Genomic DNA, 15,781 nt, shown 5'->3' on the forward strand with positions numbered 1-15,781 from the left:
TGAACATGGATATTTTTAATAGTTGCTTCATTTTCAGTTTTGTCATAATAATAGAAAAAGGAGATTGATAGTTTTGAATATTTTATCAAAGGATATGAAGCATGAAAAAATCACGCAAAGTGTCATTGCAAACGAAAATAGTAAGCTTAATTATTGCGTTAATTTTATTTATCGTTCTCCTATTAGCGGGGATCTTTGTTTACATTCAGTCCGTTGATACGAAGCGACAAGTGGAACAGTTAGCACTGCAAACAGCGAAGTCGCTTTCTTTTATGCCTGCTATAAAAGAAGCTTTTCAAAATAACGAGCATAAAAGTACGATTCAATCCATTGCGGAACAAGTTCGTGAGCAAGCTGGTGCAGATTATGTCATTGTAGAAGATCGCTCTGGGGTTATGTATTCCCATTCTAATTCTGAGTTGATTGGAACAAAGAGTAACAATCCATATAACTATGAAGCACTCACTTTTGGTGGCTATTATACGCTCGAAGGAAATGGTGAAAGTGGTCCAGCTTTAATGGCGAAAGCACCCATTATTGTTCATAACGGAGATTACGATCAAGTAGTAGGTGTTGTGACAGTAGAGTTTCTAATAAAAGGCATTGAATCTAACATATTGAGTAGAACGAAAGAAATTATCCTCTTTTCCGTAGCGGTATTATTAGCCGGCATTGTTGGTGGAATCCTTTTAGCGCGTAGCATCAGGAAAGATACACTCGGTTTAGAGCCGAATGAAATCGCAGCGTTATACCGGGAACGAAGCGCGATACTACTATCTATAAAAGAAGGAATTATAGCTATTGATCAAAACGGTTTTATTACGATGATGAACACGTCGGCAGAAGAAATGCTTCATGTAAATGATGATTATATGCAGCAGCACATTTCAAAAGTTTTACCGAATTTTAATATGGAAAGAGTGCGAGAAAACAATCAAGAAATCGCGTTTCAAGATAAAGTGTTTATTTTAAACATGACACCGATACTCGAAAATAATAGTACGGTAGGCGTTGTATGTAGTTTTAGAGATAAAACAGAACTGCAAAACTTAGTGAATACAATATCTGAGGTAAGAAAATATTCAGAGGACTTGCGTGCTCAAACGCATGAATTTACAAATAAGCTTTTTGTGTTATCGGGTTTATTGCAGTTAGGGCATTACAAAGAAGCGATTGAATTTATCCAGCAAGAATCTAACATTCATCAAAGCCAAAACCATATTTTATTCCATCAAATTCATGATGCGAAAGTACAGGCTATTTTATTAGGAAAACTTGGAACAGCGTCTGAGAAGAAAATCGATTTTCATATTGAAGGAGACAGCGCGCTTCATCCGTTACCAGACCATATAAAGGTTTCGCATCTTATTACGGTTCTTGGAAACATAATCGACAATGCATTTGATGCGGTGAATGAACGAGAGGAAAAGAGTGTTTCCTTCTTTGTTACGGATATTGGACACGATATTGTGTTTGAAGTGATAGATAGCGGGATAGGAATACCGGTAGAAAAAATAACGACCATTTTTCAAAAAGGATTTTCAACGAAAGGAAACAATCGTGGTTACGGACTAGCAAACGTGAAAGAAATGGTAGATCTACTAGAGGGAACAATTGAAATTCAAAACGAGAAAAATGGGGGAGCTATTTTTACAATTTACCTTCCGAAAACATTGAAAGAAAGTACATGACAAACAGGGGGATGGACATATGTTGAAGGTTGCAATTGCAGAAGATGATTTCCGCGTCGCGCAAATTCAGGAAGAGTTTTTATCAAAAATAAAGGGCGTAACAGTAATCGGAAAAGCATTAAATGCGAAAGAAACGATAGAACTACTACAAAGGGAAGAAATTGATTTACTTCTATTAGATAATTATTTACCAGATGGAATCGGAACTGACTTATTACCACAAATTCATGCTGACTTTCCAAGCGTTGACGTCATTATGGTAACGGCGGCGAATGAAAACTATATGCTAGAAAAAGCAATTCGAAACGGAGTAAGCAATTACCTTATAAAACCGGTCACGTTAGAAAAATTTGTTCGCACAATTGAAGACTATAAAAGAAAGAAGCAATTATTACATAGTAACAATGAAGTGAATCAAACACTTATCGATAACTTCTTCGGTACTTCGCAAATACAAGATATGAAAAACTTACCGACAGGTGTCGATCCGTTAACATTGCAAAAAGTGAAAGGAATTATAAAAGGATTCGAAGAGGGCATTACAATAGAAGAAATGGGAGAACAAATGGGGGCATCCAGAACAACCGCAAGAAGATATTTAGAATACTTAGTAGCGACAAACGAATGCACAGTAGAGTACACATACGGCATTATCGGACGACCAGAAAGAAAATATCGCATAGGACGAGGACTATGAAAAAACGATTATTACTATGTATATGGATCATAACAGGAGTAATAGCTGGTTGTTCCTCGGAAAAAACTCAAACGAATACAGTAAACATAGACAAAGTAGAAATCGTTGCGCCAAACGTTCAAGGAGCAGGATGGGACTTAACAGCACGGGCAATGCAAAAAACGCTAACAGAAGAAAAAATCTTCACAAAACCAATCACAGTCACAAACAAAGTAGGTGGCAGCGGTGACGTCGGATGGAAATATACGAAACAAAAAGGCGGTCACGTACTGGCGATCAACTCAAGCTTACTCATAACGAACAACCTACTAGGCCACAGTAAACTAACATATAAAGACTTCACACCGCTCGCAACACTCGCATCAGACTGGGAAGTCGTTGTCGTATCAAAAGAATCAAACATAGAAAACGCAAACGAACTAATGGAACAACTAAAACAAAACAAGAAAAACTTCAAAATCGGCGTTGCACCCGGCCTAGGAAACGACGATCACCTATCCTTCGTACAAGTAAGCAAAGCCTTCGGCATAAACCCTGCCGAACTACAATTCTTCGTCTACGAAAACAAAGAAAAAATCATAAACGCCCTAACGAACAAACAAATCAGCGCCGCAACCATGACCCTATCCGAAGCCGAAAAACAATACAAAGCCGGCAAAATAAAAATACTAGCCGTATCCGCACCAAAACGCTTAGACCGCCTACCCGAAATCCCAACATGGAAAGAACAAGGAATCAACGTCATCTTCCAGCACTGGAAAGGAATTATGGGCCCAAAAGATATGACGGAGGAAGAGGTTGCTTATTGGGATGATGTGATTAAGAGGATGGTTGAGAGTGATAGTTGGAAGGGAATTTTGAGGGAGAGGGGTTGGGAGTGTTTTTATAAGGGGAGTGGGGAGAGTAGGGGGTTTTTGGAGGAGAGTGATTTTAGGTACGAGGAAATGGTGAAAAAAGAGGCTTAAAAGGGAAGTGTTCAATCAGGCTTTATTTTTGTAGTTACTTCTATATAATATAAAAGAGATGAGAGTGTTAGGCTAATTACATTAAAAGAGCTAGATAGGGATAGATAAAATCTAGCTTACTGATTAAAAATATATTAGTCGTTAAAAGATATAAAAGGCATTTTTCAGTCTATAAAGTGTGGAAACATAAAGTATAGAGTTTCTGTGAGATTTAAGGAGGACATAATGAAGAAAAATATTTATGTTGTTGGAGCAGTAATTGTTCAAGATGAGAAAATTTTATGTGCACAAAGAGGACCATCTAAATCGCTACCTCTTATGTGGGAATTTCCAGGTGGGAAAATAGAAGAGGGAGAAACACCTCAAGAGGCGTTAAAGCGTGAAATTGATGAAGAAATGCATTGTAGCGTGCAGATTGGTGAGCAAATTGATTATACAGCCTATGAGTATGATTTTGGTATTGTTCATTTGAAAACTTTCTATTGTAAACTTGTTGAAGGAAGTCCGGTTCTAACTGAGCACGTAGCAATTAAATGGTTATATCCAAATGAACTAGCAGCTTTAGAATGGGCACCTGCGGATATCCCAACTATTGAGAAATTATCAAAAGAATCGATTGTAAAGTAATTTGATTAAAAACTATTCGTTTTATACGGATAGTTTTTTTATTGTAATAAATTTGCACTTTAAATCAGTGAGTAATACAATTAGTATAAAAATTTGTCATAAATGGTGATCATATGGAGAATTTCATTCAAAAGTTAGAAGGGTCTTTATATAAAGGATTTATTAATCAAAAACATAATCATCCTGGAATATATAAGCCTAAATTATTAGTAAACAATACGAAGAAAAATGAAAATGTTTTAAGCTCATTGCTGGAAGAGCTTGAAAATAGTACAGCCTTTATTTTCTCGGTGGCCTTTATTACGGAAAGTGGGCTAGCGACTTTAAAGTCACATTTCCTTGATCTTAAACAAAAAGGGGTTAAAGGACGTATATTAACATCTACATTCTTAAATTTTAATACACCAAAAGTGTTTAGAGAGTTAATGAAACTTGAAAATGTAGAAGTAAGATTAACAAACTTATCTGGTTTTCATTCAAAGGGGTACATATTTGATAATAAAACACATTGTTCATTAATTGTCGGTAGTTCAAATCTGACTGCACATGCTTTGAAGGTAAACTATGAATGGAACGTCAAGTTAACATCGCATGAAGATGGAGAGATTGTTCAACATTTTAAAAATCAATTTGAAGAAGTCTGGGAGCATTCTCAAATATTAACTGAAGAGTTAATTGCAAATTACGAAACAATATATGAACAAGTTACAGAAAATAAGTTGCTAGATCGAGTTATAGAATTACCTGGTCAATATCATAATGCAATTGAAGAAGCGTTGAAAATTACGCCAAATAAAATGCAACAAGCTGCGTTACAAGAAATACAAGCTATTCGAGACGCTGGAAAAGAAAAAGGATTAGTTATCTCTGCAACTGGAACGGGTAAGACATATCTTTCAGCATTTGATGTTAGAAATTTTGCACCTAAACGGATGCTATTTATTGTTCACCGAGAGCAAATATTAAATAAAGCAAAATCAGATTTTCAAAAGGTTCTTGGTGGAGCCGATGAGGACTTTGGAGTTTTATCAGGATCAAATAAGCAAATAAATGCTAAATATTTATTTGCGACAATCCAGACTATTTCAAAGGAAGAAAATTTACATCAATTTGATCCTGGGCTATTTGATTATATTTTAATAGATGAAGTTCATAAAGCTGGTGCTAGTTCTTATCATAGAGTTATTGATTATTTTAAACCGAAATTTTTAATGGGAATGACTGCTACACCTGAACGTACAGATAATTTTAATATTTATGAGCTATTTGATTACAATATTGCTTATGAAATTCGATTGCAAGAAGCACTTGAAGAAGATATGCTTTGTCCTTTCCATTATTTTGGAGTAACTGATTTTGAATATAATGGTGAAAAGATAGATGACACTACGGTTTTATCTAAACTTGTTACAGAAGAACGGGTGGATCATATAGTTGAAAAAGTAAAATATTACGGTTTTTCTGGTAAGAAAGTAACAGGACTAATGTTTTGCAGCCGAAAAGATGAAGCAGAACAATTATCACACGCCTTAAATAATAGAGGTTTTCGCACATTTGCATTAACAGGAGATCATTCCCAAGAGGAAAGAGAACTACGCGTGAATCAATTAGAAAATGGCGTACTTGATTATATTTTAACGGTAGATATATTTAATGAAGGAATTGATATTCCGAGTGTGAATCAAGTTGTTATGTTGAGACAAACTCAATCGAGTATTATCTTTATACAGCAATTGGGGCGTGGACTTCGAAAACACGATTCGAAAGATTTTGTTACGATCATTGATTTTATTGGAAACTATAAAAATAACTATTTAATTCCGATTGCCCTTTCCGGAGATAAATCACAAAATAAAGATAATATACGTAGGTATACAAATGATACGAGTTATATTAAAGGTATTTCAACAGTTAACTTTGAAGAGATAGCGAAAAAGCAGATCTTTAAAGCCATTAACGAAAGCAATTTAACAGCTATGAAAGTATTAAAGGAAGCTTTTGCTGAGTTAAAAAATAGAATAGGTAGAATTCCATATCTATATGACTTTATCGTAAACTATTCTATTGATCCAGTTGTACTTGTAGAAGGATACTCAAACTATTATCAGTTTCTATTGAAAATGAAAGAGGATATCCCTGCATTAACAGAGTACGAAAACAAAGTTTTAACAATGTTCTCATTGGAAGTATTAAATGGAAAACGTAAAAACGAAATCGTCTTGTTAGACTTATTATTAAAGCAAGAAAAAGTTGATAAAGATGAGTATGTAAAGCAACTTGAACAATCTAATTGCTTAACAGATGATGATACGATTACTTCGGTGCAACGGATTTTTGAGTTAGAGTTTTTCTCACAAAATAACAAAAAAAAATATGGAGAAAAGCCAATTCTCACGTTGCAGGATGAGAAGATATTTATATTTAATGATTCTATTCGAAAAAGTTTAGAACAAAATGAATACTTTAAGTATATGGTTATGGACATCATTAAAAGCGCGAAAGAAAAGAGCAAAAACTATGAGTGTGATAGTAATCTGACTATATATAAAAAATACTCAAGAAAAGATGTATGTAAACTTTTAAATTGGCATAATGATGAGAGCTCAACTATGTATGGTTATAAGACAAAGTACTATACTTGTCCAATATTTATCACATACCATAAAAATGATGCCGTAGAATCCAGTGTGGACTACGGTGATGAATTCCTTAATCAAGATGTTCTTAAGTGGTACACAAGAAGTAATAGAACATTAAAGTCAAAGGAAGTTCAGACGATTATTGAGGCTAAAGAAAATAATATTGATGTCCATATTTTTGTAAAAAAAGATGATGACGAGGGAACCGACTTTTACTATTTAGGAAAAGCGAGACCTGATAAAGCAAGTGTAGAACAAACTGAAATGCAAGATAAAAAACCGGTTGTTACGATGAATATGATTATGGAGAAATCGGTGGATAATAAGCTTTATGATTATTTAAAGGAAGGTAATGTTTTGTAGGTAGGTTGAATTTTTAATACCAGCATTACCCTAAAATGATTAAAGAGCAGTAGTAAATAAGGCTGTATCAAAATGGCATCGGAGGATGCTTGCTTTTGATATGGCCTTATTTACTAGAAAAAAGAGGACATGACGATGATTAGAGAGCATTATTAGTGAATTAGTACGATGTTTACAAATTCCAAACAGGAGTGCTTACTAAGCTGGTGGTTGTAGATCTTGCTCCTTTAGAAGTGTTGCACCTTTCGCATAATAATTGGAAATTTGAAGCGTCATTACTACCGTATACATCTAGCGGGATAATGTGGTCAAGATGTATAGTATTCTGTGTTCTTACTAAATTAGAAAGGTCACATCGACAAATAGCGCATGTCCCTTTATCTCTATAAAATACTGCTGATGTTAGCCATTTAGGAAAATATTGTCGTTTTATTCGTTTCTTTTTTGTTACACAGTCTGAATGTTTTTTCTCAATATCATCCATATATTTTTCGATAAACCTAGATAATTCTAAATGGAAATCATGTAAGAATTTTCTATCTTGGAAAATAAATTGGAATGCTGAATGTACTATTAAATCATCTATTTTATCCTGATTGTCATTAACATAGTCTATCCATTGATGGATAATATCGTTACAAGCACAATTAAAATGTCCATGGTCATCAATGCATAAATCAAAATCTGGTTCTGTAAGATTGGGGTGTAAGTTTACTTCGTGAAGTGTTCTTACTATGAAAGTATATACCCATTTCATATCATCGGCATTTTTCCAAATCATGTCCAATTCATTTTCAATATCTTGAAAAAAATACAAAAAATGATGTATTGCTGTCAATTTGGTGGGTTTGACAATACTATCTATAATTTCATCTTTAAAGACCCAAGCTGCCTCTGTGCCATAGTCCCAAAAATTTGAAACAGCTAATCCTGCTAAGCCGATTCCGGAACTAAGAGCTAAATGTTGGTCTTTAGGAGCCATATTTTTCACCTTCCTACAAATAATTATATATTCTATCATACGAACAAGTATTTAGTGTTTCTTAATCAATAATTAGAATTATTATTGAGAGTTTATGTGAATTACATTTAGTTTTTGTTAAAATAGTTATTTTATTTCGAATAAAAGGATATATCTGAATGATTGACGGTATATTTCCGAGGATATTCACAACAAAAGGGATTTCTAAACGTATTAATTTAGAAATCCCTTTTGTATGTATTAATAAGTTACTAATCATTAGTATCATTATTAAGGGAAGGTAATTCTTCGAAGCGGTAACGGGAAGTTTCTACATATTCCGATAGGATTTCAGATGTAATCCAATTTCTTTTTGAATTTTCTGCGACTTCTCCGGTAACACAGCTTCCACCAAAAGGATCATAAATTACATCTCCCTCATCTGTAAGGAAATTAACAAAGAAAGAAGGTAGTTCTTTTGGGAATCGAGCAGGGTGAGGCTTCTTATCTAAAATTTTACATGCATTTAGATATTTGTCATTGGAACGAGTATTGGATATTTCTAATAAGTTATCGTTAAAATAATCGAATGCTTCTTCATAACCAATAAGGTTAGGTGGAATTGCTCCACCATTATCAGTTCCCCATTTTTTAGAAACGTGATGTCCTGATGGTCTAGGACCGTCATTATATCCATTAGTAAATAGCTTTTTCATACTTGCTTTGTATGGGGTTAGTACATTTCGATTATTAGCTTTTGGATTTTTTGTTTTAGATAGCCACCATACAGGATTTATAGAATCCTTAACACGTACTCGTTTTATGTTAACCCATTGAATAGGTGATGGGAGCTTGGAAGGATTATACCAATAAAATTCTTGAGCTAAATGAAATCCAATATCACTTGAACATAATTGCAGTAATAATTCAAAATGGTATAAAGATCGTGTAGGTTCCCCTTTATTCCAAGTACCTCCAATGTCGATAACAAGACTACCAGTGGGCTTTAAAATTCTCCAAAACTCTGAAGCGAAATTATCTATAAACCATTTTACATAATCACTAGACTCTTCATTGCCGTACTTTTTTTTTCGTAATAATGCAAATGGGGGAGAAGTCATAATTAAATCTACTGAATTGTCAGGAATATTCTCCATGAATTTTATAGAATCCGAACAATAAGCTTTTCCATATTCAGTGGTAAATACAGGCTCATTATTAGGGATATTAAACGGAAATCTTGTCATTGTATCTCAATCCTTATTTTTATTTTTCAGCTTGATAAGATTATAACATACTTTTTTTAATACTTCCTTTTAAACTGTTATCCGGAATAATTTTCTATTTTAAGGAGAGATTACTTTTTTTAGTAAATCAATTCATTTACAATGATATTAAGATAACTTCAATAAGATGGGGGATTTTCTATTGAGTGGTTTAACAGATGCACAGAAAAAGAGAGCATATAAAGAAATTATGCCGGTACCAATAAATGTTTATGAACATGCGACGAGGGAGATTTTAGGAGATTTCTTAAGCTTATCTAGTTTGGACTTGGGGAGAGGTATGTTAAATCATCAAAAATATTGTTTATTTGAATCATTAAATTCGTTTGAATCCACTACCCAAACAGAAAAAGTTGAACCTTCAGATATTGATAATATCATCTTAACAACATCGTTGAAAGCGTTCTCTTTATCTAAAGTAGAAGCAAATAAAGGGGACATTCTGTATTCTATTCCTTCATTTTCTTATGGTTTTCCTCTTTTACTTTCTTACCATTTAATATTACAACATGTAGTTGGCAGTCTAGCTCCAGAAGTAGGAGTTAGATTTACTGAGAATTCTGGGATACTCATTTTAACAGATAACATTGAATTATTATCCCATATTTGGAGAACTTCAATCGATAATACCTTTTTACGTGATTATATAAAGATATATACAGTTGAAGCGGAAAAATTTAAACCTTTCACTTTTAATGATAATAAAGGAAAAAAGAAGAAGGATGGAATTAATAAGGATGATGGGACATTGCCATGGCTAGCACTTTTCAGGGCGTATAGGCATTCTCTACCAGAAGATTTAGAAATGAACCCTGATGTTATTGTAATTGATTTATTACCGTTCCGACACAGAAGTAGGGCGATGAAACTAGTAAAATGGGCAAAAAAACATGCTAAACATGTAATCGTAATCGCCCCTACTGGTGATGAAATCTCATTAAATATTGCAGCGAAAGTGGAAAATTGTGTCCCAGTAGATATGTATACAATTGAGAAATTTAATAGCTTATTTAATCTAGATTTGAATTTGATTCCCAATCCAGTTACAGCGGTTTGGAGTTTACAGTCTTCCGTGCCGTATCTTAAAGAATGGAAACGTGAAATAACAATCCAACAAATAAAAGGCTTACGTTCATTACATCAAAGCTTCAGTAAAGCATTAGATATTTTGGGTAAAAGTTATACCGGCTCAGGTGAACAAGTACTTAGTTTTAAAAAAGTACAGAATATACTTTTGAAAATGCTATCAATACCAATTCCTATAGATTGGTATGAAAGAACAAGGTGGTCGCAAGGTAAGCCTACAATTAAAGAGATATTATTAACAGTTTCTAAAATTCAGGGTGATAGCTATGAAGAAAAACTTATTTACGATACTCTGATGCCACATCTGTTAAAAGATGTTATTGAAATTTATGATATTTTAATGGGAATGGGAGATAGTCCTAGAGGGAAAATAGTTAAGGAACTTATAAATACGCATATTAATAGTAAGGGTAATATCTTAATAATAGTGTCAGATAAGATTGTTGCTGAAGAGCTTAAAGTATGGCTTAGAGCTACATTGAACTTTAGTTTAAAAGATTTAATGAAAGTTAATGTGATGACACAGGAAAACTGGGCAAAAAAACAGTTGAAAGAAATATATTTAGATGGATCAAACGAACCAGATCTTGTGATTTTGGTTAATCCGTGGGCCAAAAAATATATGAGCTCATCTTATTTTTCTAGAAAAACAGAAATACATATTATTGAGGGATTCAAGGAATTACCACTTATAAAATACCAGATTAATAAAATGATAAGTAATTTATATCCACAACGGTTGGATACCACATTTCGTAATCTTTTTGGGGCGAATATAGAAGTCTTTGCTCAAGAGGACACGGTACCGCCAGTGAAAATTAATTTGAATGAGCATGTAATTAACTTTGTAGATAATAATAGTGCCATATCTGATATAGCTAATAAAACGGAAATTGATGATTTATTTAAAGATAATGTTCTAATTAAAATTTTAGCAGAAGAAAATGATTTCGATGAATTTGAAGGCGAGTGGGGACTAAATACAAATGTTATCGATGAATCATCTTTTGGTCATGAACTTGTTGGTAATTCTTCGGACACCTATTTCACATGTGTTAGGCTGACAGTATCAAGTGGTTTAAATGAGGATAAGAATAATGAAAAATATGTATTTATCCCCAACGATTGTACAGTGAAAGTTAAAAAATTCAATGAGTCTGATGTTAAAACTATTAACCCCTTAGAGATAAAGCCTGGTGATATATGGGTGAGGGTAAAAAAACAGCAGAGAAAAGAGCTTTTTAATACTATTCTTAGTATGTCATCTAATGCGTTAATTATGAAATGGATAGAAGCGAATGCAAGTGAATGGAAAGATATGTTAAACTTATTGTGGCGTAAATATCATCATAATAGTAGATATAAATCTGAATCCTATGAAAAAATTTTGAATGCTATTAATAATAATGGTGGGAAAATCGTATCTCCAATAACAATTTCAAACTGGATTAATGGGGACGTTTCTCTTGTCCGAGATTATGCAAATGTAAGAGCTGTGGCAAGGATATTAGAAGAGAAGCAATATGAAGATAGGGTTCGGTCAATTTATAAAGCAATGAAGGAACTTTGGGGGATTCATATTAAATTAGGAAAGTCCTTAGGGAAAATTGTTGCGGAGCAAGCTGCAGGTTTAGTAGAAGGATATGAGCTAGATGAATCAAGATGGATAGACTTAGGTAAAGGTATGCGTATTTCAATGAAAGACATTCTGGATGTTATAGAGTTTTCTGAGATTAAATATTTGGATGCGAATCAGGATTATCTAGTTCATCCAAGCATAGTAGAAAAAATTATTTCAGATGAAACCCATAATTTGTTTATTGAAAGGGGAATAGTTAAATATGTGGAAACGACAGAGTATCAGTAAACAGCAAAATACTAATAATGAAATAAAATTTGTTGAACATATGGAGCAAGTCTTGAAAGACGGTCTACGGGGGAATAAAGAAAAAATCGTAATTGGAGAAGAACCTATTCGACGTTTTTTCTCAGGTGTTCTGTTTCCAGATATTGAATTTATAAACCAATTAACTGAAGAGAACGAGGAGAATGACCCGCAGCCTCAGTTTAAGAGCTTAACAAAAAATTGTAATATGGGGCTAGAATTTCTAATAGATCCAAATAACGTAAATGTGAAAGGAACAATTTCGGGGAAATTTAATTTATATCCAAGATTTTTCCCTGCTTTCTCAGAACAAAAAGAGTCATTTGAATATTTGGCTAATAATGAATATACTACTGAATTATTAGGAGAAACAGTAGTGGGGATAACTGAGGAGAAAATAGAAGGTAATACAACTAAATATATTGATGATAAAAAGACAGATGAACAAAATAAAGGACTTAAATTGTTGGAGAAATATGAACAAATACAAGTTCACTTTAATGATTTGCCTTTTGAAATAGATGTTAATGAATTAAATCAACAGGATATCCCACTACAGGGTATTTTAAAAGAAAAAATAATGCATCTTTTGGATAGAGAAGATTTATTTTCCGTGTATTCTAATGTTATAGAAAAAACAGGTGTTGTACCAATTATTAAGAAACCCGAAACAGAAGAAGAGTTTAAAGATATGCTGCGAGAAATAAGGGAACCAAACGCTAATATAGCTGATTGGGACGCAAAGCTAGTCATTGATCCAGTTTATTATAAAAATAAAGAAGGAAAGAACTTATTAAAAATTAGTATAAGCTTAATCAATGATACGAAAGTTCCTGATATAAAAATGGGCGAAAAGCCAACAGGCCATTCAACGCAGTTTTTTGATTGTTATTTTGAAGTCAAAGTTCAACAGGGGAGCCATATACCATTTTATTTTGATGGAGCTAGCGATGATTATAAATATGATAAAAGCTATAATGTCAAAGGTATTAATTGTGTAGGGGCGTATGAGGATACTGATAGTGAATTAATTTTATCAACAGAAACCATCCCGTCTTATTTTCAAGAACACTATAGAACTAGGGAGGATCTGTCAGTTGCCTTTGGAGATCTTACAACACCGGAATTGGTAAATAAAACGCTCTCAAGCGTAGTGTTAGAAATGAAGGGGTATTTACGCAAGTGGAAAACTTTCATTGACTATAAAGGTGATGGAGATAAACAACTAATAAATGAAGAGGAAGTTATTAGTTGTATCAAAGATATGAAGGAATTCGAGGCGGAAATTGAGTCATTTGAATTAGGGATATATGTATTAAATATGGATTCAAGGTTAATGACCGCATTTAATATAATGAATAAAGTGTTTGCGGAATCTGGAAAAGGTAAGTATACTTCTTGGCGGTTATTCCAAATAATATTCATTATAAGAATTTTACCAAGCTTATACGCTCGTGAAATGGCTGAAACTGATAGTAAAAAAGAAGAAATTACTCAATCTGCAAAATATGCAGACGTATTATGGTTTCCAACTGGTGGAGGTAAAACGGAAGCTTACCTGGGCTTAGTGGTTACAGCACTATTCTATGATCGGTTAAGGGGAAAAAAACGAGGATGTAGTTCATGGATTAGATTCCCTCTTCGGATGCTATCCAAGAACCAATTAGATCGCCTTGCTAAGATGTTAATATATGCAGAGGAATATAGACAAAAAAGTGATGAAATTCCAGAAAAAGGAAAACCATTCTCAATAGGTTTCTTTGCAGGGGGAGGTAATACCGATAACTTTGTAAAAGACCGTATGAGAAAGAAATATTTCGAAAATGAAATAAGTAAAAAAAAGAAGATGTTATTACATAAGTGCCCTAGATGTAACGAAAATCTTACACTTGAATTTAACGAGTCTTTATGGAGATTTGAACATCGTTGTACTAATAGCGATTGTTTTGTTGTAAAGAGTAAAGAATTAAACGGTGTTGTACCGATATATATTACTGATTCAGAAGTATATAGATTTGTTCCAAGTGTATTGTGTGGAACTGTTGATAAGTTGGCTATTATGGGAAGATATAGGGAGTTTTCGCATATTTTTGGACAAATTGGTGGAGTATGCCCTAAACATGGCTTTTATTCTGATAGATGTATTGTTGGAGCCTACGATGAATATCAATCTTGTAGCGAAAAAGTAAAAAATACGGCCAAGCATAAGAGAGATGTATTGACTATAAAAAATAGTTTTTATGATCCAGTCCCATCTTTGTTCATTCAAGATGAACTTCACTTATTAAAAGAAGAATTAGGGGCTTTAAATGGTCATTATGAGGGAGCATTAAATGAATTTTCTCGTTCATTTGGGAGAAAGCCTGAGCACTTACCTAAAATTATTGCTGCCACTGCTACAATTGAATCATATGAACATCATATTAATCATTTGTATTTACGTGCGCCTAGAAAGTATCCATCTATGGGATTTAAGAAAGGTGAATCTTTTTATGCTACAAGTACGCCAAATGTTAAAAGACGTTTATATCTAGGGATCTTGCCGCATTCACGTTCTCAAGAGGAAATAATAGGAAGAGCGGTTTATTTATATCAAAAAGAAATTAAAGATTTATATTATAAATCTAGTTATATCTTTAAACAATTTGGATTTGAGGGAATTGAGTGTGAAGAGGACTTTTTGGATTTGCTATCAAGGTATGACTTGTCTACTGTGTATGTAAACCAAAAAACTATGGGATCGGACATAGCAAGGCGTATGGAAGAAATTACAGGTCCAGAATTCGGTATACAAACTGAAATGCTGACTGGTGAAAATGATATGGATAAAATTATTGATGTCATTGATAAAATTGAGTCACAGGGTAGTGGGGTAGAGTATAAGGATAAATTGCAGTTGTTAATTGCTACAAGTCTAATTAGCCATGGAGTGGATTTGGAAAGAATAAACAACTTTTTCATGGCAGGTATGCCTTCAAAACAAGCTGAGTATATCCAAGCATCAAGCCGTTCTGCTAGATCGCATGCAGGATTAGTATTAGTGAGCTTCAGGGCGAATGACTTACGTGAAAGGTCTCAGTATCAATTTTTTATTCAAAATCACATTTTTATGGATCGTTTGGTGGATCCTGTTCCGATTAATCGTTTATCTTTAAAGGCGATTGAAAGAACTTTACCAGGATTGTTATCAAGTCTGTTACTTAACGTACATTCTCAAAAACAAAATAATACTATCTATAGTTGTGGTTTATTTCAGGAGTATGTTGCGGCTAGAGTTACAAGTGGGGACTCAGTTAGCCAGGAAATTATTGAGCAGTTGGAGAGAATATTTGGTGCAGGATATGAGTATTTTTCACTAACAGCTAGGGAAAGAGTCAAAGAAGCAATTGAACGAATATATAAGGAAAAAGAACATCTTTTAAATATAAGTTCAAAAACGTTGAACCTTAAGGATGAACAGGCATTGAATCCTATCACAAGTTTTCGAGACATAGAAGAGGGCATTACAATACAGTCGTGCAGAGAAACAGATGTTGTTCTAAGGTATGCACTCCTTCATAGCGAAAGGAATGGTAAGTAAT

9 protein-coding genes are annotated in these 15,781 nt (G+C 33.5%); 7 read left to right on the forward strand and 2 right to left on the reverse strand.

The genetic code is table 11. The features are described from left to right. Window positions 1-101: 101 nt before the first annotated feature. The 5 genes from JFU02_RS24255 (at window position 102) to JFU02_RS24275 (ending at window position 6,982) form a co-directional block, all read left to right on the forward strand. A complete protein-coding gene (locus tag JFU02_RS24255) occupies window positions 102-1,691 on the forward strand; it encodes an ATP-binding protein (RefSeq protein ID WP_098300684.1) in 1,590 nt (529 codons plus the stop codon). 19 nt (window positions 1,692-1,710) lie between these two features. Further along, a complete protein-coding gene (locus JFU02_RS24260) occupies window positions 1,711-2,388 on the forward strand; it encodes a response regulator (protein WP_098300682.1) in 678 nt (225 codons plus the stop codon). After that, complete coding sequence (locus tag JFU02_RS24265; RefSeq protein ID WP_201071768.1) at window positions 2,385-3,353, forward strand: tripartite tricarboxylate transporter substrate binding protein; 969 nt, start codon at window positions 2,385-2,387, stop codon at window positions 3,351-3,353. Before JFU02_RS24260 ends, JFU02_RS24265 begins: the two co-directional genes overlap by 4 nt. A gap of 225 nt (window positions 3,354-3,578) precedes the next feature. After that, window positions 3,579-3,980: a (deoxy)nucleoside triphosphate pyrophosphohydrolase gene (locus JFU02_RS24270; protein ID WP_000739608.1), complete on the forward strand. Its 402-nt coding sequence runs from the start codon at window positions 3,579-3,581 to the stop codon at window positions 3,978-3,980. Window positions 3,981-4,093: 113 nt separating this feature from the next. Next, a complete protein-coding gene (locus JFU02_RS24275) occupies window positions 4,094-6,982 on the forward strand; it encodes a DEAD/DEAH box helicase (protein WP_151639794.1) in 2,889 nt (962 codons plus the stop codon). A 172-nt stretch (window positions 6,983-7,154) separates the two neighbouring features. On the opposite strand, the gene JFU02_RS24280 is transcribed toward JFU02_RS24275, so the two are convergent. Together JFU02_RS24280 and JFU02_RS24285 are read right to left on the reverse strand one after the other, a co-directional pair. Next, on the reverse strand, window positions 7,155-7,964 hold the full coding sequence (locus JFU02_RS24280; RefSeq protein ID WP_084065349.1) for an HNH endonuclease: 810 nt from the start codon (window positions 7,962-7,964) through the stop codon (window positions 7,155-7,157). Window positions 7,965-8,215: 251 nt separating this feature from the next. Next, window positions 8,216-9,190 carry a DNA-methyltransferase gene (locus JFU02_RS24285; RefSeq protein ID WP_147790441.1) on the reverse strand — a complete coding sequence of 325 codons (975 nt, stop codon included), beginning with the start codon at window positions 9,188-9,190 and terminating at the stop codon, window positions 8,216-8,218. Between the two features lie 181 nt (window positions 9,191-9,371). Between JFU02_RS24285 and JFU02_RS24290 the strand changes: the two genes are divergently transcribed. After that, the gene (locus JFU02_RS24290; RefSeq protein ID WP_201071771.1) at window positions 9,372-12,182 is read left to right on the forward strand and encodes a DrmE family protein; all 2,811 of its coding nucleotides are present in this window, start codon (window positions 9,372-9,374) and stop codon (window positions 12,180-12,182) included. After that, on the forward strand, window positions 12,157-15,780 hold the full coding sequence (locus JFU02_RS24295) for a helicase-related protein (RefSeq protein ID WP_201071774.1): 3,624 nt from the start codon (window positions 12,157-12,159) through the stop codon (window positions 15,778-15,780). The genes JFU02_RS24290 and JFU02_RS24295 overlap by 26 nt, the downstream gene beginning before the upstream one ends. The last annotated feature ends 1 nt before the right edge of the window (window position 15,781 follow it).

This window comes from Bacillus sp. TH13 (assembly GCF_016651175.1).
Taxonomy (GTDB): Bacteria; Bacillota; Bacilli; order Bacillales; family Bacillaceae_G; genus Bacillus_A; species Bacillus_A thuringiensis_S.